The organism is Metabacillus bambusae (assembly GCF_017497975.1).
GTDB classification, from domain to species: Bacteria; Bacillota; Bacilli; order Bacillales; family Bacillaceae; genus Metabacillus; species Metabacillus bambusae.
This window is the reverse complement of the sequence record NZ_JAGDEL010000006.1, coordinates 233,398-258,580: the sequence shown is the minus strand read 5'-3', so window position 1 is coordinate 258,580 and position 25,183 is coordinate 233,398. Positions and strand designations below refer to the sequence as shown.

The following is a 25,183-nucleotide window of genomic DNA, read 5'->3' as shown; positions in this document are numbered from 1 at the left end:
ACCCATATCTTCCTTTTGGTATAAATTAATCGCTTTTAGCTTAATTTCTTTTGTATAGGTTGTTCTAATTTTCCCCATGAAAAAATCCCCTCCATAGAAGACAGTACAATCCTTTCTTTTTACTGTCCACTATAAGGGGATAATAACAGATTTTTGCTAGTCCCTTTTTTAGGTTCAGAATTGAATTTATCTCATACGAGGAAGATAAAATAAGATAAACGAAGACTTTCACAATTAGACCTTGGGAACAGGCGAGTTTTTTAAGAGAAAGTAAAACATTTTTGTACTCGTTTTAGTTTCTAGCCTCTAAATGCAGGACGTGCAGGTCCAGTTTATTTCGCTAAACGTGAGTCCTGAGCTATTACCTGAGGATCTCCCATGCTACGCTCCATTTTATTTACGTAATTTATAATACAATTTGACTGTTTTCTAAGAGATTGTTGCTTTTAAAATAAAAACTAATTCAGGTCAGGTTGATTGGAACGGATTGCGAGACTCCTGCAGGAGCAGCGGGACAGGTGAGACTCATGCAGGCGTTTATGCCGAGAAGGCTTACCCCCCGCCCTGCGGAAAGCGAGCAACTCTCGCTGCAATCAACCACACCGCATACTTGGAAATAGCAACAAAGTTTGCGAAAACAGCCTACAATTTAGTTCTATTAATATGTAAATAAAAATATCACAATCATTAATATGTTGAAAGAACAGGAGTTTTGAAATAACTGGGTTTTAATGACATATAATTTAATTAAACAAAAACATGATGAAGGTGGTGTATATTATTAAGAAAAAAGTTCTTTTTATTGGAGACTTTGGAATTGATGATATTGTCGCGTTACTTTTTGCTTATTATAGTGAAAAAATTGATATTGTTGGTGTTGTTGTTGATTATGGAAATATCTCAAAAGAGAATGCGACGAGGACGGCAACATTTATCCAAGAAATAACAGAGAAAACAAATATTCCGATTATCGGTGGAGCAGTTCAACCATTAACAGGCGAGAATCCGACTTATTTTCCTGAAATCCATGGTGAATATGGAATGGGTCCCATCTACCCAAAAATAAAACAGGAACCACCATCTGAATTTGAAAATTTCCATCAGATTTCTTCAGTTATTAACAAATACGAACATGAGCTTACTATTGTAAATGTTGGGAGATTAACATCTTTAGCCACAGCAATTGTCCTCTATCCTAATCTAATGTCAAAGGTAAAAGAACTATATATTATGGGTGGAGCATTTTTATATCCAGGTAATGCATCACCAGTAGCTGAGGCTAATTTTTATAGTGATCATTATGCAGCTAACCTTGTTCTTACGTATGCTGAAAATATAAAAATCTTTCCGTTAAATATCACAAATTATGCAATTATTCCTGAAAAACAGTTAAATGAGTTGTATGAATTTACAAAGGCAAAAGACGACCAGGTTGGTCAAATGCTAAAACCGATGATTGATTACTATTCAAATTGGTATAAAAAAAGAGATCCATCTATATCAGGTGGACCAATGCATGACCTTTTAGCATTATGGGCAACTGTTAATAACGATGCATTTCAATTTATAGAAAAGCCAGTAAAAATTGATACAAGTAATGGTGATGCTAGAGGATTAAGTATAGGTGATTTTAGACCTTATAAAGAGTTAGCAGAATTCCCAAAACATTCTATAGCGATCCGTTTTGATTATGATTACTTTGTTTCAGATGTTATTAGAACTTTTAAAAACGAAACAAATTTTTAATGTCATGATGTCATTAATTCTTCACAAGCTTTGCCTTTTATTACACCAGGTAATTTGATACACTTTTAGTTGTCGATGAAAAACGAAGGGTGAAGATTAATGAAGAATATTAAACATGTATTATTATTTTCTATATTTGCGCTTGTACTTTTGTTTATCTCTGCATGTGGTAATTCATCTCCGATAACAGATCCACTGAATTATGAGGTACAGTCCTTTCAATACAAAAATCAAGATGGGCAAGATGTTTCTTTGGAGGATTTAAAGGGTGATGTTTGGATTGCTAATTTTATTTTTACAAGCTGTGAAACTGTGTGCCCTCCAATGACCGCGCATATGACTGAGATACAAGAGAGGATTAAAGCAGAGGGATTAGATGCGAAGATTATTTCTTTCAGCGTTGATCCTGAAGTTGATACACCTGAAAAATTAAAGGAGTTTGCTGAACCTTATTCAATTTCTTTTGAAAACTGGAGCTTTTTAACAGGTTACACTCAAAATGAAATTGAGGAATTCGCTATGGATAGCTTTAAAACAATTGTTCAAAAGCCAGGTAATTCTGATCAAGTTGTTCATGGCACTAGCTTTTACTTAATTGACCAAAATGGAGTAGTTATGAAAGATTATGATGGAGTTGATCAGCCACCTTATGATCAAATGATAACTGATATTAAAGCTTTAACAAAATAGCTTAAGGCCCCATGTCTTTTGGTTTGCTAATCCCAGCATTGTGTCTTTCCTCGGATATATATCGGCACCTACTAATATAGGTTTTAGTGCCCGTTTAAAAGGGATAAATTATAGTTAGATTACGCAAAAAAGATTCCATTTGGAATCTTTTTTACTAAAATATGCTCTTAATAAAATGATATACTTTGTCCCTAGACTAAATAGCAGGGTGATTTTATGATTAGAAAAATGTTAATTGTTAGTAGTATGTGTCTATTGCTAACAGGTTGTATGTCTGAACAAAGCTCAAAACTTGAATCAAGACCTGTAACTTTGACAAAAAAAGCTGAACCATCTGAAGAGTTCGTTCTCTCATCAATAAAAGTAGTTGGGATTGGAGATTCATTGACAAAAGGAGTAGGAGATGAATCGAATCAAGGTGGATATGTTGGAATGGTTAGGGAGAAGTTAGAACAACAAGAAAATATTAAAGAAGTAGCGGTAGATAATTATGGAGTAAGAGGACATAAAACTAGTAATCTTCAAAAAAAGCTGAAGGAAGAAGAAGTGATTACTAGTATAAAAAATGCGGATATAATTCTTATGACGATTGGCGGTAATGATATCATGAGTGTTGTTCGTAATAACATTTTATCTCTTGACTTTAAACCGTTTCGTAAAGAACAGAAAAACTATGAAAATAGATTTCAATCTATCCTGACTACAGTTCGAGAGCTTAATTCATCTGCATACATTGTTTATGTGGGCTTGTATAATCCATTTAAATATATGCTACCTAAATTAACTGAAATAGATATGATTATAAACGAATGGAATTTAGCAACTCAACAAATGATAAAACAAGATGAAAAGGCCGTCTATGTATCCGTGGATCAATTATTTTCCATGGAGAGTGATGAAAGGCTTCTTTATAAAGATGAGTTTCATCCTAATGAAAGTGGGTATTCTTTAATTGCAGACAAAGTTTATGATGCATTAAAGAAAAATGAGATATATCTGGATTCAACAGGTAGAAATGAGTGAGTGTTTCATGAATAAATGGAAAATATCGTTTCTTGTACTAATTATAATAAATGTATTCTTCATCATTTTTGTTGCGACTTCGTTGCTAATACCTAGTAAAAAGCCGAATGAAGAAGTTAAAATGGACAAAAATGGTGAAGATGTATCAATACCATTTCTTATAAGTACAGAAAAAAAATCGTTAACAGACTTAATTAATCATTACTTGGAAGAAGAAACAGATCAAAAAAACTTACAATATCGAGTTGAGTTAGAGGAAAATGTAAATGTATATGGAGTGATTAAAGCATTTAATAAAGATATTGATATGACATTAATACTCGAACCAAAAGTAAAATCCGATGGAAATATGCAATTAATCGTAAAGGAATTATCAATAGGTAGGTTAAAATTACCGATATCATATGTTTTGAAATATATGAATACCAATTACGATCTTCCAAGCTATGTAGTAATTGACTCCAGTAAAAAAGAAATTGATATCAATCTTGATGAACTTACTTTGAAAAATGATTTAAGTGCTCGAGCAGAAAGCTTTAATCTGAAAAAAGATGATATAACGTTTACATTGTTTGTGCCTTTACCATAAAGTTGATAAAAAGGGGACTAATAATTTCTATGTTGGTTCTCTTTTTGATTTTTAGTTTTCTAAACATTCACCCTCTCATATTTAGAAAAGGTACGAATTACCCTGTATTGAAAACCTAGTATGAAAATGACGAAACATGTATACTAAACAATATATATGTCGAATAGTATAGAGCTTTATTACATGATAATTTGATACAAAAAGTAGATTGATTGTTTTGAGGGATAAAGATACTTAAAAACACTAGATTGTGGTGCTCCGTCCCCTTTACCACAGAAAAGAGGAGGATTTCTTAATGTTTTGTATAAACTGTGGAGCCAATCATTTAGAAAATGACGCTAACTACTGCTCTAATTGTGGTAAACAGCTCAATCAGCATGCAGAAATAACTAGTAAAAAGGTACACTATCTCCTACCTATTATAAGCCTGATAATTGTTATTTTATTTTTATTTTCTGTAAAATTCTATGAATCACAAATTAACGAAAAGGTGTTAGTTTTTCAAGAAAATGCAGAAAGAAAAGCGCTAGCAGGAGAATATGATAAAGCATTAGAATATATCGAACAAGGCCTATCATATCGTAATGATTACGATATATTGAAGAAGGAAAAAGAAATGATCTTGTCAATTAAAGAGCTAAATGAAGATTTAATTAGTGTAGAAAAGAAAATTATGAATGAGCACTTTGATGACGCGCAAAAAGAGATTAACCTTTTAAAGAGACAAGTTAATATAAATAGCTCTCCATTATTTATCAATCTCACAAATCATATAGAGCAGGTAGAAACAAGTGTAAAAGTTGGTGAAATAAAAGAAGAAATTAATAAACTCACGACAATTGATGAACTTGCAGATATGCTTTCTACCTTATATTCTTTAGAACTACAAGAAGCTTCAGAGTTAAAACAACAAATCTTCACAAAGATGGTAATGATTAGTGCTACCAATGCAGAACAAAATCTAGAGAATAAGCATTTTAATCAAGCTGTTAATATTATTGATGAAGCACTTCAATATGTTGTTAACAATGAAAAGCTTTTATCCTTAAAAGATAGAATAACAGAGGAAAAGTCTTCCTTTGAAAAGGCAGAACAAGAACGGATAGAGAAGGCTATACTAGCGGCAAAAAAAGAAGAAGAACGTAACCTCACAAAAGCCGTACAAGTATCTAGCATTACATTAAAGGTTGACAAATATGGAGATGCATATATTGATGGTATAGTAAAAAATAGCGGTACAGAGACTGTCTATTCAATTATTATTGAATTTACTGTCGTAGATAAGAACGGAAAAAAAATAGAAAAAGGAAAAACGAATGTATTTCCAAATAAACTAGAGCCTGGTCAAGCAGGGAATTTTGAACATGTCACATATTCAGCGAAGGAAAATGCGAAAGTGAATATTAATAATATATCCTGGCTACTTGAAGAGAAGAAAGGATAATTTATGAATAAAAAATTGCTTCTTAGTATCATTGTATCTGTTCTTATATGGATATGTGGTGGTTTTGGTTATATATATATAAAAGATAAAACAGCTGAAAATGTGTTTTCTGAATCATTAATTCTAAAAAAAGATAATATTACTAGTAAGGAACAAGTAGTTCCTGATTTAAAGGAAATTATTCGAGAGGCTCAGAAGAAGGTTGTTATGGTTGAGCTTGATGATGGATCGATTGGATCAGGGTTTTTATACAATGATCAAGGTGATGTCATTACGAATGCACATGTAGTAAATGGGTAAGAAATCGTAAAAATTAGGACAACTGATGCTAAAGGCTATGAGGGTAAAGTTATTGGGATTAGTACAGAAACAGACGTTGCCGTTGTAAGAGTTGATGGATTAAAAGATGTTGAACCTTTGGTATTATCATCTAATAGTAAGCTAGAAATAGGTGATGAAATTTTAGCTTTAGGTAGTCCATTAGGTTATCAAAATACTGTGACAACAGGAATTATCAGTGGAACGGACAGAGAATTAGAGGTTGATTCGTATACATATGAGAATGTATATCAAATCTCGGCACCAATCGCACCTGGGAATAGTGGTGGGCCACTAATTGATCGAAAAACTGGTAAGGTGGTTGGAATAAACTCAGCTCGTATAGAACAAGGAAACATCGGCTTTAGTATCCCTATAAACTCTGTGTTTCCACTAGTTAATTCTTGGTCTGAAACACCTATGAAAAACCTTCCAGTAACATCAGCTATTGACGATTTTGCTGAAATAGACGAAAATAAAATGCTAGAGACATCTGATTATCTGGTTAGCTATTTTATTGAAAGTATAAATTTCCGCGACTTTGTTACCGCATATTCGCTTTTAGGTAGTCAATGGCAATCTAATATGGATTATGATACATTTCGAAATCAATATTTGAATATCATTTCAATAAGCATTGAAGAATTAAAGACAGAAAACAAAGAAAATAAGGTATTTGTCGAAGCTGTCTTAACTTCATTAGAACGAAATGGAGAGGAACAGGTTTCGAAAACCTATAAAATAAACTACGAAATTGCCTACGAAAATGACCAAGCGAAAATCATAATAGAGAAAAAATTGCACTGATCTAGTTCATTGGCATCATTTAATGTTTATAAGGTTTTATTTGTTGTTTATACTAAACACGATAAGTGAATTTCTGGTAAATGAAAATGAAGATGTGGGGGATCATATATGAAAAACAAATTTGTTTTATTTGGTATCGTAGCGATATTAATCTCACTAATTTTTGGCGGAGTTGCCTATCAGCAACTTATTGCTGAAAATATGGATGAAGTTTATCTGAATATAGGTTACAGTACGTTGTTTTTAAGTATAGCGGTTTATTTGTGGCATATGAAAGATGAAAAGCAAAAAAACAATAGTTGAAAAAATGAGAGGTCTGAACCTCTCATTTTTTGTTTGAAGGAAATGGTGTCGGAAGCTGCGCTAACTTATTCTGCACAGAGATCCTTTACATTTGATTTAGAGATAACCCTGCTAGGAGCAGGGCTTAAAGCATTACATAGTTTTTCCTTCATTTGGATGAATCTTTAAGTACATAATAATTTGTTTGCTTTTAAAAATTTAAGAATTTATTCAGCTTCTTCTTCAGTAGTTTCTTCAGTAGTTTCTTCTTCAGTTTCTGTTCCTGTTTCTTCAGTGTTTGTGTCTTCTGTTTCAGTATCCTCTGTGTTGTTACATGCAGCCATTAAAAATACAGCAAGTAATGATGCTCCAACTTTCAATAATAAACTCTTATTCATTGTTTATTCCTCCCATGTAACGAATGAGTGATTTTGTGAACCAGCTGGCTCAATCTAATAATAATTGAAAATGCTGGCATGTATACTCTTTTTACAAAAACTGTACATTTTCTTTAGAAAATTAAAATACAGATAAAATATGTTAACAAAATTTACAGTAAATTATTGTAAAATCAGGTAAAAAGATAGATTCTATGTTTTTTAATCAGTCAGTAGTCTTGCATTACGAATCCTCTAAGAAGATATGCTATTTCAACATATTTCTTCGTATAAGGGACAGAATAATGATTAAACTTTCTTTCTTTAGGAGGATAAATATGGATAATGAATCAAAATTAAGCTATGAATCAGATGGAAAGATGGGGAAACAAAAGAAGACGAAAAAAAAGAAAACTCAAAAAGATGAAAAAGAAATGTTTTTTAATTCAACTCAGAACAGTGAATGATTAGTTAGGATCAGGAAATTTCTTCAAATGATAAGTTTAACCTCTAGGCAATTAGCAAATTTTAAGAGTAATTTATTAAGTACGTAATAACACCTCTGATTTCCTTAATAGGTGTTATTACGTATCTGTTTACTCTATTTTAGATTAGAAACCCTACACTAGTTTGTTAAATGCTTTTGAGGCATTTTGTTTTATCTTGCGAAAATATTTGAGTTCAAACTAAATGTTTGTTACGATTACCGTTGAACTGATAAAAGTTTATATTTGAACTCGGAGGGTGAATGATGGAGCGATTTACTCATAATGTGGGAGATAATATGATTTCTTACATGGACCAAGGTGTAGGTCATTGTGTAGTTTTAATTCATGGGTTTTGTGGTAATCACAATTATTGGAAGTATATCGTTCCACATTTAGTGAAAAAAAACAGAGTTCTTACGATTGATTTAAGAGGGCATGGGGAATCGAGTACGCCGTGGGATAGTTATGAAATAACAGAGATGGCAGAAGATATTTCGATTCTTTTAAATTCTTTACAGATTGATCGAGCAACATTAGTAGGTCATTCATTAGGCGGATATATAGGTCTTGCCTTTGCAGAAAAACACCCTGAAAAACTTTCTGGCTTGGTGCTAGTGCATTCAACTGCGTTTCCTGATACAGAAGAAGGTAAAGTAAACAGAGACAGGGGAATTCAAAAGATTACAGCTGAGGGGATCGTTCCTTTTGTGAATGATTTAATACCAAAACTTTTTTCAGTCAAGAATGCAAATGAACAAAAGAAAGAAATAGATTATGTGAAAAGCATTGGTTATAGAACATCTGATTATGGTGCAATATGTGCACTTGATGCAATGAAAAATAGACCTGATCGAAATGACGTGTTGAGAAATCTCGAAGTACCAGTTCTTTTAGTTGCAGGTAGAGAAGATCAACTTATTCCATTAGAACGTGCCTTTTCTGTTGAAAAATCAACTATTAAACATACTGTGATTGAAGACTGTGGACATATGTCAATGCTTGAACAGCCTGATCGATTAGTTGATGTTTTACTTCATTATTTACAAACAATTTCAGATAGCAAAAGGTAATAAACTAGTAGCCCCTCTTTAAACAATGTTTACGTTGATTGGAGGGGCATTTTTGTAATAATCAGTATTTATATCTCAAATGCTTTATAGTATAAGAATAATAAAGGTTTTCAACATTAGTTCCCGGTGATAAGCCAAGTTCTTAATAATATATTTTATTGTTTTAGCTGAGCTCTTTTAATAAATGATAGTTCATCCTCAATAAGACCGCATACACCACATTGCACCTTATATTGAGGTCCTTTATATGCTACATGAAAGGGGTCTAAAGAAGCTTGTTCTAATTCCTCAACAAGGTCTCCGGTTTGTGGATTTAATTTAACCGATTTTACATGTTGTTCAATAATATTAAACCGTGAACGATTTGTTTTGCAGTTTGGACATAAATAAGGGGTTGACATACGGATTACACCTCCTAGTATATTAAATACTAGCTTGTGCGATTTTGTGGGAAATATGTAAAAAAGCTATAATAAGTCACTATTCAAGGTGATGATAGAAAACTTGCATAGTTTGGTTTTATAGCCTTTTCTCATATATTTAATTGAGTTCTTAAGCGTTTAATAGTTTATTAAATAAGGTGATAAAGTTTTCCATATCTTGGTCACTAAAATCATTGAATTTTTGTAATAAAAAGTCAGTCTTCTTTTTTTCAAATAATTCTAATGTGTTTTTACCTTCTTCAGTTAAATGGAGGTCAACAATTCTTCGGTCTTGAACAGATCGAACGCGCTGTATCCAACTCTTTTCAATTAATGAATCTGTTACTGCAGTAATGTGGGAAGCTGATACATTTAGCATTTTAGATAAGTCAGATGACTTTTTTGAACCTTGTTCGTAGAGTGTTTTGAGAATGAAAAACTCATTTCTTGACATTTCTTTATCATAAACCTGGTTCATTTCTTGTCGTAATTTCTTATAAACATGCCGCATGAGTGCTTCCATTTCATACATTTTATCTTGACGACTTTTCAAGCTGATTTCCTCCGAACCTACAATATATTCTTTTTTAAGACTAAGGAATGTTTATGAATGTGTCAAGTTATTTACAATACAAGGCTGTTCATATAACGTCACATTATAGAATAAAGAATAACTGAGTAATGCCTCACATCTTCAAACTGATGAATCAGTTTACTTTCATCCGATTTATATCTTGATATATAATAAAGACAACCACTAAATAGGGGGCGTTACATAATGAGTAAGGACAAACTAGAATTTGCGACATTTGCTGGGGGATGTTTCTGGTGTATGGTACAACCTTTCGATGAACTTCCAGGAATTGTTAGTGTAATATCTGGCTATACAGGTGGAGAAAAAGAAAATCCAACCTATGAAGAAGTTTGTTCTAATACAACAGGACATCTCGAAGCAGTTCAAATTACATTTCAGCCTGAAATATTTCCATATGAAAACTTATTAAAATTGTTTTGGCAGCAAATTGACCCTACAGATGCAGGTGGTCAATTTCACGATCGTGGGGAATCTTATAAAACAGCGATTTTCTATCATTCAGAGGAACAGAAACAGTTAGCTGAAAAATCAAAGCAACTGCTAGAGCAAAGTGGAAGGTTTTCTAAACCAATCGTTACAATGATAGTAGAAGCAAAGCCATTTTATCCAGCAGAGGGTTATCATCAAGATTTTTATAAAAAAAGCACTGCTAGATATAAGCAATATCGGACAGGTTCAGGTAGAGATAAATTTATTGAACAATATTGGAAAGGAAAAGATCAACAAGCCTTAAAAGAAGCATTAAGCCCAATCCAATATGAAGTAACACAAAATAACGGAACAGAGCCACCTTTCCGAAATGAGTTTTGGAATCATGAGGAAGAAGGCATTTATGTTGATATTGTTTCTGGAAAACCATTATTTAGCTCGACGGATAAATATGATGCCGGTTGTGGGTGGCCAAGCTTCACAAAACCGATCCAGGAATTAGAAGTTATTGAGAAAATGGATACTACACATGGCATGCTTCGTACAGAGGTAAGAAGCAAGACTGCTGATTCTCATCTTGGTCACGTTTTTAATGATGGTCCAGGACCTAATGGACTTCGTTATTGCATTAATTCAGCCGCCCTAAGGTTTATTCCTAAAGAAGATCTTGAAAGAGAAGGATACGGGCAGTATACTCGTTTATTTGAATAAAAGGGTATCAACTAAAATGAGGTAACTACAGAATTGTCTTATCATTGATTTTAGTCTCCTTCATTTTAATTTGAAGGCCCTGTTAAATCTAATAGTTGTTTTTAGATTAGGGAAGGGAATTCTTGCTTCTATTTATCAACAGTGTTGTATAACAGTGCCGATTTCATAGATAAATGGTAGCTAGAAGTTTTGTCTGTGCGTAAAATAATATAGAAAAATGATTAAAAATACAGAGGGAGTTGCTGGAGATGGCTGTTCTTGGCTTTGAACATGTAGGAATACAAGTAGCTAATATCGAAAGATCGATTACATTTTATCAAGAAGTTGTTGGGCTTACGTTAATTGATCAATTTTTACATACTGATGGGGATAAAAAGCTTGCCTTTTTAGGTATAAATGAGGAAATTATTGTTGAATTTATTGAGGGGTATAATGCTGACCTTCCTGTTGAAGGGAAGGTTCATCATGTTGCATTTAAAGTTGAAAATATTGAGAATGAACAAAAGAGACTTGATGAAGCTGGTGTTGAATGGATTAGCAAAGAAATTACAGTCCTTCCAAACGACGCAAAATATATCTTCTTTAGAGGTCCTGATCAGGAATGGATCGAGTTCTTTGAAAAATAAGGCTATTTTCGCAAACTTTGTTGCTTCATAACAAGTATTGGGGAATGATCGACTTCCGCTCCAATCAACTTAAAATGGTTTTTGTTCAAGAAACTATTAAAAAAACAACTATCTTTTAGAAAAGCGTTAAAATTAAAACCGTTTTACTTTGAGTTACACATTGTTGTGTAGCTTTTTTTCGTTATCCATGACAATAGATAATAAATTATCTATTTTAATAAAATATAGGCGAATGCACATGCAATACAACCCACCCATGACATAAAGAAAAGAGAAATCTAATTTTAGGATTATAAGGAGTGGATAAATATGCATTGTTACTATGATCATGGATATCCTTATGGAGACGTTGGGTACGGTAATGATAATAGCTTCGTTTTAATCGTTGTCCTTTTCATTTTGTTAATTATCGTAGGTGCAGCTTACGTACGATAAACATACTAATGGCATAGAGCCCCATTTAGGGGCTCTTTTTTGTAGTCTAGGAGGAAATTATAAAATTCTTGTACTGTGGATAAGCGCTTGGCATCCAAGCGCCTAGCCCCTCTTTGGTCTACAGCCACTTAAGAATTGAAGGTAAAGAACACCTTCTATTCTTAAGCGTCTTATTTGCCCCAGGCTGTTCAAGGCGCTTGCGCTTTTGTTCTAGTTTTACGGTGAATTTATTACGACAGGTCTTCGAGTGATTTAATATTGCTTTTAAATGGTGTCTTTACTATTATGGAGAATTATTATGGGATATAGGCTACAGGGTTTCATTCTACCCATTAAAAAGCTATAATAAAAAAATCTTGTCGCTGGGGGAATGAGACATGAAGTCCTTTTATCATTATTTAATGAAATATCGTCATCCTAAGCCAATGGATGATATTGCAAAATTTGCAAATGATGCATATCTTGATCATGGTTTTCCTAAGAATTCTGATCGCTATGATGAGTTAAGCTCATATTTAGAGATGAATGGGCATTATTTAAATAGTATGTCTGTATTTGATGATGCATGGGATCGTTATCAAAATGAAATCCTAAAACAAATATAAGGGTTTATAAAAGACATAAAGCCATCTTTGACAAGATGGCTTTATGTCTTTTTACTTTGAAAATAAAATATTTCTCTTTTTTGTCAACATCTAATTCTTACTCTTTCCTAAAAGTATAAGGCAGTTAAAATAAGCTATCGCCTTTTTGAATGGACGAACTATTCAATTTCATCTTCTTATCCAAAAAGTGCCCATGACGAAATGAGAAATACAGCATATACTATCCTATCCTTCATAATCACGACAAAGGAGAGATGGACGATGAAAAATAGACCAAAATATAAAATAGGGGACATTGTCGTGATTATTATGTATGGCACAGTTGGGACAATTACGAAGCTACATCAAGTTGACCAACACTTTGTGTATGAAGTAAATCATAGTGAAATTTTATACTTTGAAAGCGCTCTTCAATTATATTCCGATTATGAAGGTTCAGTCATCGAAACGGAACAGATTAGCATTGATGTTCTCTATCAAATTGGAGATATAGTCCTAGTTAAAGGATATGGTAGTTCATTATTTCGAATCGTTGGTATTAGAACAGAGGTTTGGCGATATGCTGATGATGGTTGGGAAGAACTAACATATGAATTGACAAGGATGTCTGATGGTGAATGGCTTGAAGCTACTGAAGATGAGATGAGCCTAATGATAAGTAATCAAGACGCTGAAACGTTCATGCAACAACTTCATCTTAATAACATGAAAACAGATACAGGCCGATATTTTAAGGCAATTATTAGCAATCATATTAGTTCAGATACATTCGACGTAGCAAATGGGCTACAGGAGCAGAAAAAAATGATTGATGAATTACTTGATATCTATAATGACTATAAGGCACTTTATCAAATGTTTGGAGAACCTGAATATAAAGAAATGATGGATTTAATTTTAAAAAGTCTGCGAAGATATCGAGAAACTGATAGCGATAATTAAAAAAAACAGGTAAATAAGAGAAAGCATAAATATGGTATGCAAAAAACGATCATCCCTAAAAATAATCCTCTAAGTAAAAATTGTAAAAGCTTGTCAAATCCTGGTCCGTCAATAAACTGAAGAATACTGTGATTTGATTTTCTTTCTTTTTCAATTATTCCATTCTGATAATCCGCTTTTAACATATTATTCACTCCTAATTAAGAATGCTTGTCCACTTAAATCTATCTATATGTGAGAAAACCTCCTTTATTCCAGTAACTATATATATTATTTACTTTTAAGGCTTAACGGACATAAAACCCCGTCCTTAAGATTGAGGAGAAGCAAAGAAGATAGGTTGTTGGTAACTGTCCGTAAAGATCTGATAAGTCTCGTTTAAATTAAGATTAGCCTTTAATGAAGGTTGTTTTCGCAAACTTTGTTGCTATTTACCTAGTAATGCGGTGTGGTTGATTTCCGCTCCAGTTGCTCGCTTTCCGCGGGGCGGGCGGTGAGCCTCCTCGGCGTAAACGCCTGTGGGGTCTCACCTGTCCCGCTGCACCCGTATGAGTCTCGCACCTCCGCTCCAATCAACCTGAATTAGTTTTAGAAGCAACAATCTTTTAGAAAGAGCCTTAATGAAAAATTAATTGATTTTAGATGACATATGTCCATTTACAAGGACATAAACAATAAAAGGGGGGCGATATTGTGAAGGAAATTGAAGTAATTATTGATACAGAGGAGATTGCGGAGTTCTTTTACAATGAGCTCACAAAAAGAGGGTATGTTCCTGGTGAAAGTGAGCTAGAAGAACTAGCAGATATTACGTTTGATTACCTTCTTAACAAATGCATTATTGATGAAGATTTAGATTTTGAGAATGAAGATTAATAGTTAATAACATTGAGGCTGACTAAATAGTGTAACGTCTGAATTCTAATCACAATGTATTTTGGTTAATACCCCATAATACTGAATGTGTGAAAAAGGACTGATACTTAGTCAGTCTCATTTGTGTGTTCAAATTATGTTCCTATTGATCTATTTCATCTTGAATTTTTTTTCTACACGATACTAACCAAACTTGTGTTTAGTTAAACTTTAATTTACCTAGCGCCAATAACATGTTTAAATCACGTTTTACATCATTTGTTATGTCTGTTTGATTCATTGTTATGCCAATTTCAAAGGATTTTATTTGAGCTATATCTGTAAACCAATCTTGTTTTGTAGGAAATGAATGTGATACATCTTTCCATGCATGTGGTAATGAAGGACTATAGATTTTATGAACATGATGCTTATCCATTGTATACAAGTGTGGCCAATAATCACTTCTTGAACCACTGTGGCCAAAGTAATTGGCAAAGCTATATATTGAATCATATTGCTGCTTTGAAAACAGGATCGAATAAAGCTGCTTTCCAATTCGAATTCGTTCAGACACTGAGGAAAATTCATGAACCTCAATTCCGGAAAGTTTGTAATACCTTAAAAATGAATATCGTTTATAGGGGAAAATTACATGTGTAAAGCCCATTTTTTCCTGCAGAATATATGGTAGTGTATGAAAGATGTTATTTTTCGTTGTTTGCGAAGACATTAAGTGTTTTTCTACATAATTCTGTTCATTTGTAATGAGAGCTAAGGTTAATAAGGTAGAATTAGAGGACGTAAGAAAATAGTTCCAGATTGGAATCATAAATTTTGAAATATGAAAAGCGGGAAGTAAGTGAAAATATGATGTGTTTTCATTCATGCTTTTTTCGTATAAAAGTAATTGTGGATATGCATCATAAAAGATTAGTGCATTGGCTCTCTCTAAAAAATCGAACATTATCTGCTTTTTCTCATAGTCAAAAAAATCGCCGATTAACGAGCTTTTTAAGTCGGTCATACTATATCCACCATTACGTGACACCATATGAGCAAGAAATGCCCAATGAATTTCTTTATGTTTGGAAAAAAAACGGAGATATGCTTCTGTTCGAGTTAGATTATTAACATTATGTTGTTCTGTTTCTTTGTAAATTCTTCGGATTAAATTACGTTCAGTTTGTGTTGTAAAAGTAGGAGTAAGATTATTTAATGATTGTTTTATCTTATCATAAAGCTTTATCCGTTCAGATTCTTCTATAGTAGGGTATTCCTTTTGATTCGTAGCAAATGCTTTTAAAAGTTCAAACATGTAAGCCATCCTTATTTAATATACTTTTATTGCACGGTTAAAAAATCGGGTATAATTGATGTATTATTGTATGAAAAAGTGAAACCTTTGTTCTTTTAATTCGTATATATAAACATAAAACAGAAAAGAGGGATCAAACATGTTACGCAAAATTCTTAAATCACTTATATCAAGTAAATCTTCCCATTCCCATCATCGTTATAGCTCAAGTGATTTTAAAAAACGAAAATCAGGGTTTAATCATCCATCTAAATATGGCCATCAATATTATAAGAAAAAACATAAATCAAGTGGTTTCTTTAGCTCCTATAGTAGTTAAATGAACAGGATTTACTCTAAACTAATAGAAATTAGTGAAAAACCTTTAAAGGCTGCAGAAATTGTTGGTGGGAAATATATTATTGCAGATTTGCTCGGAAAAGGAAGCTACGGTTACACGTATTTAGTGAATGACCAACAAGGACATCTCCTTGTATTAAAACAATTACGGAAGTATAAAATGCTTGAAGAATCAGGACGGAATTCATTTAAACGTGAAGCAAATATTTTAAAAGCATTAAATAGTTCAGCATTTCCGGCCTTTTATGAACATTTTGAAGAGAATCACAAGCAATTTATTGTTATGGAGCATAAAAAGGGAAGTACATTTGAAGAAATAATCTTCCGTGAAAACATTTCATACACCGAATCTGCAGCATTTAAAGAGCTCTACCATATCTTACACTTGGTAAAACAAGTTCATGACCTTGGTTATATTCATCGGGATTTAAGAATTCCAAACATACTAAAAAATGATAAAGAGTACTATATTATTGATTTTGGACTTGCAAGAAAGCTTGGAGATCAAACAAGTCTAATAGAGGAAAAAGTCAATCATCTGGAAAAGCAATTGTACCGGGAAGTTGCTTTTAAAAGTGATTTTTACGCTTTAGGACATTTTTTATTGTTTTTACTCTATTCCTCTTTTGAACCAAACTCAAAGAAAAAAAGAAGCTGGGAAGAAGAATTACAAATTACACCCATCGCTAAAAAAGTATTAAGAAAAATGCTTCAACTGGATGAACCGTATACAGAGGTCCAATTATTAATAAATGATGTAAAAGAATGCATTTAAATGGAGGAGTTAGTATATGTCATTTTTTAACAAGGTTTTAGCTAGTATTGGAATCGGATCGGCTAAGGTAGATACAAAACTTTCCCAATCTTCAATTAAAGTAGGTGAAGAAGCAGAAGGAATTGTTGAGATTAAAGGTGGCAGTATCGAACAAAATATTGATGAAATCTACTTAACTGTCAATACTACATATGAAAAAGAATCTGATGATAAAATCATTCATAAACAAGCAGTTATTTCAACAATTAAACTTAACGAACCCTTTGTCATTAAGCCAGAAGAATTAAAAACCATTCCTTTTAAATTTCAAATCCCGATGGATACTCCAATAAGTACCGGTTCATCAAAAGTGTGGATCCAAACTGGAGTAGATATAAAAGGCTCAGTTGATCCAACAGACCGTGATATGATTGACATTTTGCCAAGTGATATGGTAGAGGAAGCAATGAGCGTATTTTCACAACTCGGTTTTAAATTAAGAAAGGTTAAAAATGAAGCAGCTTCATATAAAATTCGTAAAAGACTACCGTTTGTTCAAGAATTCGAGTTTGTTCCAACCTCAGGTCCTTATTATGGTAAATTCGATGAGGTTGAGTTGATTTTCTTCCAAATTGACGAAACAAAACTAGAAGTAATCATGGAAGTTGACCGTCGTGCAAGAGGACTAGCTGGTTTGTTCTCAGAAGCACTAGATATGGATGAATCAATGATTCAATTAATTATTCATGATTATGAACTTCCTACAATTAAAGCAACCTTTAATGATGTACTAATGAAGCATAGTTAAACAATTATAGAGTGGAAAATATCAACTATTATAAAGGCTCTTTTCTAAGAGATTGTTGCTTTTAAAACGAAAATCAACCCCACCGCACTACTTGGTAAATAGTAACAAAGCTTGCGAAAACAGCCATTATAAAAAAATGGAGATGAGAAGATGTTTAAAAAACTAGCAGCAGATGCATTAGGGTTATCTGATATTGGAACAATTATTCAGCCTGCAGATTATGATAAAACGGATGCTGATGACTATGTAATGCATGAAGATAATGAAAAAATCTACTTTTTAATAAAAACGAAAGCTGATGAATATTGCTTCACAAACCTTGCTGTTATACACGTAAATGGAGCAAGTGCGGCTTCATCAAAAAGAACATTGAATCGATATCCATATTCTCAACATAAAATTTCAGGAGTTTCGCTTGAAACAGCTGGAAAGATCGATATGGATGTAGAAATAAAATTTTCAATTGGTAGTGAAACATTTGATATTGATGTAAGAAAAGATCAAATTGAACAACTAAAAGATCTATACAAAGCCCTTATCCGAATTTCTGAAATAACCTACGAAAATGAGATTATTTTAAATATGGCAACACAAAGTTTAGATAAGGCTGTAGCAGTTCTTCAAAATGCTCGAACAGATGACAACAACCTTTCTGATACATACAAAGGGCTAACTGAATTCGGTTTTAATTGGCTATCCTCCGCTCGTGAACAATACCATGAGAGAGACTTTGGCGAAGTATTTGAGAAGTACATTAATAACTAATTGTTCCATTTCATAATTAAACTTTGAACGAAGACTGACATGATTTTTAGTCAGTCTTTTTGATATAGTTAAATCCAGAAATGTAAGTAAAGCAACAACTGTTTTATGAATAATTATTGTTACTTAAAGGCATGTTTCGTTTGAACGATACATGCCTTTTAAAATTAAACCAAAAACCTGTGAAAATTTTATGAAAACCTATTTACCTTGACGTTACGTTAAGGTGTAAAGTGATGTTGTCAGGAGGTAAAAGCATGGAATATACAGTGCAAAAACTTGCGAAATTGGCGAGCGTTAGTACGAGAACACTTCGATATTATGATGAGATTGGGATTCTTATGCCGGCAAGATGCAATTCATCAGGATACCGAATATATGGTGGGGCAGAGGTCGATCGATTACAGCAAATCCTTTTTTACAGAGAGTTAGGGGTAAGCTTGGATAATATAAAAAAAATCATAACAGAACCTTCCTTTGATCGTACTGATGCACTAAAAGAACATCGAGATAAACTTCTGGCAAAACGAGAACAATTAGAAATGCTAATTGCTAATGTTGACAAAACAATAGCACAAGCAGAAGGGAGAATGAATATGTCAGACAATGAAAAATTCGAAGGCTTTAAACAAAAAATGATCGATGATAATGAAAAGAAATATGGAAATGAGATTCGTGAAAAATATGGTGATAAACAAGTAGATAGTTCAAATCAAAAAATTAAAAATATGACAAAACAACAATATTCTGAAATTGAAAAACTAGGGGAAGAGGTCCTAACTACACTGAATGAGGCATTTGCTACCGGTGATCCAGCAGGAGAATTAGCTCAAAAAGCTGCAGACTTACATCGCAGATGGTTAAGCTTTTATTGGGATCATTACACGAAGGAAGCCCATGCAGGAGTTGCTCAAATGTATGTAGATGATGAAAGATTTACTGCATATTATGATCAGCAACAGCCTGGAACTGCTGAATTTCTGAGAGATGCTGTTCACATTTATACAGGGATGAAAAATTAATTTCTTTTAACTTTCAAACGATTGGTTTAAACCAATCGTTTTTTTTCTAAAATATCAACAAATCAGGTTGAAAAACGGGGAAATTTAAGTTTAAGAGGAAATATATATTAAACTAATAGTAAAATAGGTAATAGTAATTAAGTTTCCATCAAGTTATAAAAAATCCTAAAATAATGAGGGTGAAAATGTTAATTTACAATAATAATTCTAAAAATGCACTAATTGTTTTGCATGAAATCTATGGTGTTAATAAACACGTTAGGACAGTATGCGAATCATTATCGATATATGATTTTGATGTCATTTGTCCAAATTTATTAGGAAAGAATATTACTTTTAGCTATTCCAATGAGAAAATGGCGTATGAAAATTTTATGGAAAATATTGGGTTCGCGAATGCGTTAAACACCGTTAAAGAATTAGTTTTAAATATAAAGGATCACTATGACAAAATTTTTCTGATTGGTTACAGTGTAGGGGCAACAATTGCTTGGTTATGTAGTGAGCTTGATTATGTAGATGGTATAGTAGGGTATTATGGTTCAAGGATAAGGAACTATACATATATTTCACCAAGGTGTAGGGTAAAGCTATTTTTCCCACAAGAAGAGAAGTCATTTAATGTGGATGAGTTATGCTGTACTTTAGAGAATAAAAGTATAGAGGTACATAAATTTGTTGGACAACATGGATTTAGTGACCCATATTCACCTAACTTTAATAAAACATCTGCAGGGGAAGCGCACGGTGAAATGATCACATTTCTAATGGGTAAAGGGTAGCACTTTATTAAATAAAATGGCTGTTTTCGCAAACTTTGTTGCTATTTACCAAGTAATGCGGTCTGGTTGATTGCAGCGAGAGATGCTCGCTTTCCGCGGGGCAGGCGGTGAGCCTCCTCGGCGTAAACGCCACATGAGTCTCAACTGTCCCGCTACTCCCACAGGATTCTCGCAATCCGTTCCAATCAACTTGAATTAGTTTTTGTTCTAAAAATCTCTTAGAAAAGAGCCAATAAAATTAAGGGGACATAGATTATTATGAAAATCTCTCATTTATTTTCTTTACCACTAACGGTACGATTAATTAAAAGGAGTAGTGTTACGCGCCCCGATGCAAAAGAAGTATATAGTTATTATCTATTAAGATGTCACTCAACATTTTGATTTAGAAACATTTACTAAATTTTAGTCAAGCTTGGAATTTGATCAAACAATGGACAACTAGGTTTGAGGTTGATGATCATTAGAAAGGATGGTAATTAACTAAAAACCAAGTCTTCGAGTAAAGGAGAGGAATGACTTTGATAAAGTGGTTTATCATATCACTATTTATATTTATACTTTGCGCTATTATTTATCCCTATGAGGTAATAGGTGCTTTAGATAATAACGTAACGCTTTTTTTCGAAAAGGTTCGCTCACCGTTATTGAATGATGTGTTTTTATTCATATCAGATATCGGATCGATTAAATACATGTTACCAATTTGTTTTGTTATTGCGATTATTTTACTTATTAGACGGAAGGTTATAGATGTCGTCTTTTTATTTGTAATGCTTTATAGTGTGAGACTGCTAAATTATCAGCTTAAAGAGCAATTTTTAAGAGAACGCCCATCTTTTAATGCAGTATATGAAGCGTTACATTATAGCTTTCCTAGCGGTCATTCAATGAATTCCATGGCTATTTATAGCTTTATTTGTTATCTGTTAATTCGTTATTTGAGTAATACAAATAAACAAAAAAAGACTTTATTAATCAGTACGATAACATTAATTTTCTTAATTGGATTAAGTAGGATATATTTGGGTGTTCATTATTTTACTGATGTAATTGCCGGATTTAGTGCAGGTTTTGCCTGGTTCATTGTTTTGACAACAATATTAGCTAAAATAAATCCGTTGTTCGACAAAAAAAGATTTTTTTAGATAAAGGGATTTTCTCCATCAGTAGCTAATTTAAGTAGTATACAATGCTGACTTACTGGGAGGGAGAAATATGGTTTATTCTTTATTAGTTAAGAAACGATTAAATACATATGATATTACGATTTTTCAAACTCCTAAGTTTGGAGACAAGAAAGGGTATGAAGCTGTCTATCGGTGTTTTCTTGAAGGGAATAGACATAATGATGTATTAGAAAAGGCTTTTCAAACCTTTAATGTAGCAGACCGAATGCCCTCAGATTATCAGGCTCGCTATGTATGTACTGGTGATATCTTATTAATTGATGAGGGGAAAAAAGGGCAATATTATTATAAGCTTCATCCAGAAGGATGGAAACAAATTAATCGTATACACGTAAGGTAAAGGCTGACAGTTTATTAATACTGTCAGCTTTCCTCTGCCATAAATTAATGAGATTCTTGATTATGTCCAGGACCATTTTTTCGCTTTGCTGAAGATTCTTCTTTCCCATGAGCAATTTCCTCAGCGCCAGTTACTTCTGGTGAAATATGATTATTCTTTTTAGGCGTATTTCGATTACGATGCTTTTTACCCATTTATTTTACCCCATTTCATTTGTGTTGTTATTATCGTGAGTTTTTTGTTTTTTTGATTTTTTTGATGCTTGAGGGTGTGATCTGTTTCGAGAACCTGGATTTGTTTCATTTGCATGCTGTACAGCTTGTTCTAGTTTCTTTTTCAAATATTTTCCCCTCCTAAATAGATTTACTTTCATATCATTTCCCTTCTTTCACAAGATAAAGCTGTAAAAAAATGATTAGCATAAAATATATTATGTATTTGAAATGGTAGTCACAAAATAATCTTTTCTCACGGGGAAACTTTTATTTGGATTATTTCTTATGGTATAGTAAATTGACTCTTTAGTTACATTTAAATAGGAGGGAAAAGTAAAATGAGTGTACATATTGGTGCAAAAGAAAATGAAATTGCTGAAACGGTATTACTACCTGGTGACCCGTTACGTGCAAAATATATTGCTGAAACGTTTTTAGAGGATGTATCCTGTTACAATGAAGTAAGAGGAATGCTTGGCTTTACAGGGACATATAAGGGAATCAAAATTTCTGTGCAAGGAACGGGAATGGGAGTTCCGTCAATTTCTATATACATAAATGAGCTTATGCAGAGCTATGGTGTACAACAGTTAATCCGTGTTGGAACATGTGGTGCGATTCAAAAGGATGTAAAAGTTCGAGATGTCATATTGGCAATGAGTGCTTCAACTGATTCGCAAATGAATCGCTTAACATTTGGTGGAGTTGATTATGCACCTACAGCTAACTTTGATCTTCTTAAAAAGGCCTATGATACAGGACTTGAAAAAGGATTAAATCTTAAAGTAGGTAATGTATTTACAGCAGACATGTTTTACAATGATAATGCTGAATTAGAAAAATGGGCAAAATATGGTATCCTAGCTATTGAAATGGAGTCAGCAGCCCTCTATACGCTAGCAGCAAAATATGATCGTAAAGCTCTTTCTGTTTTAACAGTAAGTGACCATATATTAACAGGTGAAGAAACAACTTCAGAAGAGAGACAAACTACATTTAATGATATGATCGTCGTTGCACTTGATGCAGCAATAAAGAAAGATTAACGTGTGCACTAGCACACGTTTTTTTTTTGCTTAGAAAATTATAAAATTCTTGTACTGTGGATAAGCGCACGGCATCCAGCTCCAGCGCCTAGCCCCTCGAGGTCATAAGATAATTTAGAATTGAAGGCAAAGAACGTCTTCTATTCTAAATCATCTTATTTGCCCGAGGCTGATCAAGGCGCTTGCGCTTTTGTTCTGCCATAAATACTTAGTGCATTGCGGAATTTGTCGATAAGATATAGCAAGGAATCAGTTTAAATTTTTAGGTATAAAGGTAAAGATGAGAGTAGGAGCTAATAATCATTTATTTCGAATGTTATTTAATGATAAAATAAATAATGTTATTGATTTTAGGGTAGGGTGGTAATATGTCGTATTATGTAAAAATGATTATAATTTTGTCTCTTACTGTAACACTAGCAGCGTGCACAAGCTTCTCACTTCCAAAAGGGATGCCATTTAGTGGTAATCATGAGGGGCAGGATATAAAACAGTCTGGTCAAAGAAGTGAATTAGAAAATAATCTAGTTGTATCAGAAGAAGAACAAATTGACGAAGATTTTTTATTAGAGTCAAACTTTTTTAATGTTGTAAAACAGGTAGACGGAAATAAAATAATTGAAAATCCGACAAATATTCTTTCAATGGTAAATAAAGAATATACTTTACCAGAGGGATATGAACCAACAGACTTGGTTACTCCAAACGTTGAATTTTCATTTGGCGAAGAGGATATACCGAAACGATATTTAAGAAAAGAGGCAGCAAAAGCTTTAGAGGAATTATTTTCCCTAGCTAAAAATGAGGGGATTGAATTACTAGCGGTATCTGGGTTTCGGTCATATTCAAGACAGCAAGGAATATTTAATGTTGAAAAAGAAGATAAAGGTGAAGAACAGGCTCTACAAGCAGTTGCTCTACCAGGTCAAAGTGAACATCAAACAGGCTTAGCAATGGATGTTACGAGTAGAAGTGTAAATCTTGAAATAACTGAGGACTTTGGTGAGTCAGTAGAGGGCAAATGGGTCAAAGAGAATGCACATAAAGCAGGTTTTATTATCCGCTACCCAAAAGGGAAAGAATCCATTACTGGATATCAATATGAGCCTTGGCATTTACGTTATGTTGGAAAAGAAAAGGCAGCAGTAATCTATAAGAACGGTCTCACTTTAGAAGAGTATTTTCAAAAGGTGAAAAAAATATAGCGGTGATAAGTTATGATAGACAAAATGGATCATATTAAACAGGATTTGATTATCCTTTTCATTGGATTTAATCCTAGTCTTGTATCTGGAGAAGTAGGTCATCATTATGCAAATAAGCATAATCGTTTTTGGAAAATAGTATATGAAGCAGGTATTACAGATCGACACTATAAACCAGAAGAAGACTTTACATTGCTAAACAAAGGGATTGGATTTACGAATATTGTCTCACGGCCATCAAGAGCTGCCGATGAAATCACATCTGAAGAATATAAAATAGGAAGAATTATTCTAAGGAAAAAAATAGAGAAATATAAACCTAAAATTGCCTTTTTTGTAGGGAAAGGTGTTTATCTTCAATATAGTCAAAGAAAAAAGGCAGACTGGGGAAAACAGGAGCATAGTATTGTAGAAGGAGTCATTGATTTTGTTGCACCATCCTCAAGTGGATTAGTTAGGATGAAAATCAATGACATTATATCCATTTATAAAGAAGTAACTAATTACTGCCAATGTCAGCGGTAAAGGGAAGGCTTTAAACCTTCCCTTTTTGAAGTATAGGATTTTCTAAAAGCTAGTACTTAACATCTTAGTTCCTCTTGAAGTCTATTGTTGTACTGTTAATGAAAAAATCGCTTTTGCGTCTATTTACCAGAAAAATAAACCAGCTAAAGCGATCCCAGTAATAAATCCTAAACCGATCCCATATGGGTATCCATAACCGTACCCGTAACCACCATAGAAACCAAGACCATATCCACCTCTTTGTGCAATAGGCTCGATATAGACTTTATTATTGGTAACTCTACAAATTCTCCCTACATGTACACGACCGTTTCTATCATTAATCCTAACAACCTTCCCGTTATAGCGACAACATAAATTATAATAGTGTTGTGACATGACTTTCCCTCCCTTACGCTCAATTAACATATCTTATGTGATATG

General features: G+C 33.1%; 35 protein-coding genes. 27 read left to right on the top strand and 8 right to left on the bottom strand.

The window, feature by feature from the left end; all coding sequences use genetic code 11:
* Positions 1–771 precede the first annotated feature (771 nt).
* The 8 genes from I7822_RS11185 to ypmT all read left to right on the top strand — a co-directional run bounded on the left by I7822_RS11185 (position 772) and on the right by ypmT (position 6,920).
* The gene (locus I7822_RS11185; protein WP_307847719.1) at positions 772–1,746 is read left to right on the top strand and encodes a nucleoside hydrolase; all 975 of its coding nucleotides are present in this window, start codon (positions 772–774) and stop codon (positions 1,744–1,746) included.
* A 99-nt stretch (positions 1,747–1,845) separates the two neighbouring features.
* Positions 1,846–2,436 carry an SCO family protein gene (locus I7822_RS11180; protein ID WP_207978017.1) on the top strand — a complete coding sequence of 197 codons (591 nt, stop codon included), beginning with the start codon at positions 1,846–1,848 and terminating at the stop codon, positions 2,434–2,436.
* Positions 2,437–2,652: 216 nt separating this feature from the next.
* Positions 2,653–3,459, top strand: a complete 807-nt coding sequence (locus tag I7822_RS11175) for an SGNH/GDSL hydrolase family protein (RefSeq protein WP_207978015.1) — start codon at positions 2,653–2,655, stop codon at positions 3,457–3,459.
* A 7-nt stretch (positions 3,460–3,466) separates the two neighbouring features.
* Positions 3,467–4,048, top strand: a complete 582-nt coding sequence (locus I7822_RS11170) for a YpmS family protein (protein ID WP_207978014.1) — start codon at positions 3,467–3,469, stop codon at positions 4,046–4,048.
* Positions 4,049–4,343: 295 nt separating this feature from the next.
* A complete protein-coding gene (locus I7822_RS11165) occupies positions 4,344–5,492 on the top strand; it encodes an FxLYD domain-containing protein (RefSeq protein ID WP_207978012.1) in 1,149 nt (382 codons plus the stop codon).
* A gap of 3 nt (positions 5,493–5,495) precedes the next feature.
* Complete coding sequence (locus I7822_RS29900) at positions 5,496–5,792, top strand: serine protease (protein ID WP_243459410.1); 297 nt, start codon at positions 5,496–5,498, stop codon at positions 5,790–5,792.
* A gap of 3 nt (positions 5,793–5,795) precedes the next feature.
* The gene (locus tag I7822_RS11160; RefSeq protein WP_307847725.1) at positions 5,796–6,617 is read left to right on the top strand and encodes a S1C family serine protease; all 822 of its coding nucleotides are present in this window, start codon (positions 5,796–5,798) and stop codon (positions 6,615–6,617) included.
* A gap of 108 nt (positions 6,618–6,725) precedes the next feature.
* A complete protein-coding gene (gene ypmT / locus I7822_RS11155; RefSeq protein ID WP_207978010.1) occupies positions 6,726–6,920 on the top strand; it encodes a protein YpmT in 195 nt (64 codons plus the stop codon).
* Positions 6,921–7,126: 206 nt separating this feature from the next.
* On the opposite strand, the gene I7822_RS11150 is transcribed toward ypmT, so the two are convergent.
* Positions 7,127–7,297: a hypothetical protein gene (locus I7822_RS11150; protein ID WP_207978009.1), complete on the bottom strand. Its 171-nt coding sequence runs from the start codon at positions 7,295–7,297 to the stop codon at positions 7,127–7,129.
* Positions 7,298–7,614: 317 nt separating this feature from the next.
* Between I7822_RS11150 and I7822_RS30220 the strand changes: the two genes are divergently transcribed.
* Together I7822_RS30220 and I7822_RS11145 are read left to right on the top strand one after the other, a co-directional pair.
* The gene (locus tag I7822_RS30220; RefSeq protein ID WP_279381946.1) at positions 7,615–7,743 is read left to right on the top strand and encodes a hypothetical protein; all 129 of its coding nucleotides are present in this window, start codon (positions 7,615–7,617) and stop codon (positions 7,741–7,743) included.
* 281 nt (positions 7,744–8,024) lie between these two features.
* Entirely contained in the window at positions 8,025–8,834 is an 810-nt protein-coding gene (locus I7822_RS11145; protein ID WP_207978007.1) for an alpha/beta fold hydrolase, read from the top strand.
* Positions 8,835–8,989: 155 nt separating this feature from the next.
* Here the strand turns inward: I7822_RS11145 and I7822_RS11140 are convergent, their stop codons facing one another.
* Entirely contained in the window at positions 8,990–9,235 is a 246-nt protein-coding gene (locus I7822_RS11140) for a DNA alkylation repair protein (RefSeq protein ID WP_207978005.1), read from the bottom strand.
* A 151-nt stretch (positions 9,236–9,386) separates the two neighbouring features.
* Positions 9,387–9,809 (bottom strand): MarR family winged helix-turn-helix transcriptional regulator, encoded by a 423-nt coding sequence (locus I7822_RS11135; RefSeq protein WP_372442144.1) that lies wholly within the window; start codon positions 9,807–9,809, stop codon positions 9,387–9,389.
* 225 nt (positions 9,810–10,034) lie between these two features.
* Between I7822_RS11135 and msrB the strand changes: the two genes are divergently transcribed.
* The 5 genes from msrB to yodN all read left to right on the top strand — a co-directional run bounded on the left by msrB (position 10,035) and on the right by yodN (position 13,599).
* Complete coding sequence (msrB, locus tag I7822_RS11130) at positions 10,035–10,991, top strand: peptide-methionine (R)-S-oxide reductase MsrB (protein WP_207978003.1); 957 nt, start codon at positions 10,035–10,037, stop codon at positions 10,989–10,991.
* A gap of 248 nt (positions 10,992–11,239) precedes the next feature.
* A complete protein-coding gene (locus I7822_RS11125; protein WP_207977996.1) occupies positions 11,240–11,617 on the top strand; it encodes a VOC family protein in 378 nt (125 codons plus the stop codon).
* 309 nt (positions 11,618–11,926) lie between these two features.
* The gene (locus I7822_RS11120) at positions 11,927–12,052 is read left to right on the top strand and encodes a YjcZ family sporulation protein (protein WP_207977994.1); all 126 of its coding nucleotides are present in this window, start codon (positions 11,927–11,929) and stop codon (positions 12,050–12,052) included.
* 377 nt (positions 12,053–12,429) lie between these two features.
* Positions 12,430–12,657 (top strand): YozE family protein, encoded by a 228-nt coding sequence (locus I7822_RS11115; RefSeq protein ID WP_207977988.1) that lies wholly within the window; start codon positions 12,430–12,432, stop codon positions 12,655–12,657.
* Positions 12,658–12,918: 261 nt separating this feature from the next.
* Positions 12,919–13,599: a germination protein YodN gene (gene yodN / locus I7822_RS11110; protein WP_207977986.1), complete on the top strand. Its 681-nt coding sequence runs from the start codon at positions 12,919–12,921 to the stop codon at positions 13,597–13,599.
* On the opposite strand, the gene I7822_RS11105 is transcribed toward yodN, so the two are convergent.
* Positions 13,596–13,784: a hypothetical protein gene (locus I7822_RS11105; RefSeq protein ID WP_207977984.1), complete on the bottom strand. Its 189-nt coding sequence runs from the start codon at positions 13,782–13,784 to the stop codon at positions 13,596–13,598. The genes yodN and I7822_RS11105 overlap by 4 nt on opposite strands.
* Before the next feature lie 508 nt (positions 13,785–14,292).
* On the opposite strand from I7822_RS11105, the gene I7822_RS11100 reads away from it, so the two are divergent.
* Positions 14,293–14,475, top strand: a complete 183-nt coding sequence (locus tag I7822_RS11100; RefSeq protein ID WP_066332712.1) for a YozD family protein — start codon at positions 14,293–14,295, stop codon at positions 14,473–14,475.
* A gap of 199 nt (positions 14,476–14,674) precedes the next feature.
* Here I7822_RS11100 and I7822_RS11095 read toward each other — a convergent pair whose 3' ends face one another.
* The gene (locus I7822_RS11095) at positions 14,675–15,772 is read right to left on the bottom strand and encodes a DUF2515 family protein (protein ID WP_207977983.1); all 1,098 of its coding nucleotides are present in this window, start codon (positions 15,770–15,772) and stop codon (positions 14,675–14,677) included.
* Positions 15,773–15,911: 139 nt separating this feature from the next.
* Between I7822_RS11095 and I7822_RS11090 the strand changes: the two genes are divergently transcribed.
* From I7822_RS11090 to I7822_RS11055, 8 genes are all read left to right on the top strand, one after another.
* Positions 15,912–16,091 carry a hypothetical protein gene (locus I7822_RS11090; protein WP_207977981.1) on the top strand — a complete coding sequence of 60 codons (180 nt, stop codon included), beginning with the start codon at positions 15,912–15,914 and terminating at the stop codon, positions 16,089–16,091.
* Positions 16,092–16,886 (top strand): serine/threonine protein kinase, encoded by a 795-nt coding sequence (locus tag I7822_RS11085; RefSeq protein WP_207977979.1) that lies wholly within the window; start codon positions 16,092–16,094, stop codon positions 16,884–16,886.
* Between the two features lie 16 nt (positions 16,887–16,902).
* A complete protein-coding gene (locus I7822_RS11080; RefSeq protein ID WP_207977978.1) occupies positions 16,903–17,673 on the top strand; it encodes a sporulation protein in 771 nt (256 codons plus the stop codon).
* 150 nt (positions 17,674–17,823) lie between these two features.
* A complete protein-coding gene (locus I7822_RS11075; protein ID WP_207977976.1) occupies positions 17,824–18,438 on the top strand; it encodes a PH domain-containing protein in 615 nt (204 codons plus the stop codon).
* A gap of 254 nt (positions 18,439–18,692) precedes the next feature.
* Positions 18,693–19,457 (top strand): MerR family transcriptional regulator, encoded by a 765-nt coding sequence (locus I7822_RS11070; RefSeq protein WP_207977969.1) that lies wholly within the window; start codon positions 18,693–18,695, stop codon positions 19,455–19,457.
* Between the two features lie 185 nt (positions 19,458–19,642).
* Positions 19,643–20,239: a dienelactone hydrolase family protein gene (locus I7822_RS11065; protein ID WP_207977967.1), complete on the top strand. Its 597-nt coding sequence runs from the start codon at positions 19,643–19,645 to the stop codon at positions 20,237–20,239.
* Positions 20,240–20,760: 521 nt separating this feature from the next.
* The gene (locus tag I7822_RS11060) at positions 20,761–21,387 is read left to right on the top strand and encodes a phosphatase PAP2 family protein (protein ID WP_207977966.1); all 627 of its coding nucleotides are present in this window, start codon (positions 20,761–20,763) and stop codon (positions 21,385–21,387) included.
* Between the two features lie 70 nt (positions 21,388–21,457).
* Positions 21,458–21,769 (top strand): YodL domain-containing protein, encoded by a 312-nt coding sequence (locus tag I7822_RS11055; RefSeq protein ID WP_207977963.1) that lies wholly within the window; start codon positions 21,458–21,460, stop codon positions 21,767–21,769.
* Positions 21,770–21,813: 44 nt separating this feature from the next.
* Here I7822_RS11055 and yoyE read toward each other — a convergent pair whose 3' ends face one another.
* A complete protein-coding gene (gene yoyE, locus I7822_RS11050) occupies positions 21,814–21,963 on the bottom strand; it encodes a protein YoyE (protein WP_207977962.1) in 150 nt (49 codons plus the stop codon).
* Positions 21,964–21,968: 5 nt separating this feature from the next.
* Complete coding sequence (locus I7822_RS11045; RefSeq protein ID WP_207977960.1) at positions 21,969–22,109, bottom strand: hypothetical protein; 141 nt, start codon at positions 22,107–22,109, stop codon at positions 21,969–21,971.
* A 213-nt stretch (positions 22,110–22,322) separates the two neighbouring features.
* Between I7822_RS11045 and deoD the strand changes: the two genes are divergently transcribed.
* The 3 genes from deoD (at position 22,323) to I7822_RS11030 (ending at position 24,760) form a co-directional block, all read left to right on the top strand.
* Positions 22,323–23,030 carry a purine-nucleoside phosphorylase gene (deoD, locus tag I7822_RS11040; RefSeq protein ID WP_207977958.1) on the top strand — a complete coding sequence of 236 codons (708 nt, stop codon included), beginning with the start codon at positions 22,323–22,325 and terminating at the stop codon, positions 23,028–23,030.
* A gap of 368 nt (positions 23,031–23,398) precedes the next feature.
* Entirely contained in the window at positions 23,399–24,235 is an 837-nt protein-coding gene (locus tag I7822_RS11035; protein ID WP_279381945.1) for a M15 family metallopeptidase, read from the top strand.
* Positions 24,236–24,247: 12 nt separating this feature from the next.
* Complete coding sequence (locus I7822_RS11030; protein ID WP_207977956.1) at positions 24,248–24,760, top strand: mismatch-specific DNA-glycosylase; 513 nt, start codon at positions 24,248–24,250, stop codon at positions 24,758–24,760.
* A 123-nt stretch (positions 24,761–24,883) separates the two neighbouring features.
* Here the strand turns inward: I7822_RS11030 and I7822_RS11025 are convergent, their stop codons facing one another.
* Positions 24,884–25,138: a hypothetical protein gene (locus tag I7822_RS11025; RefSeq protein ID WP_207977954.1), complete on the bottom strand. Its 255-nt coding sequence runs from the start codon at positions 25,136–25,138 to the stop codon at positions 24,884–24,886.
* Between the last annotated feature and the right edge of the window lie 45 nt (positions 25,139–25,183).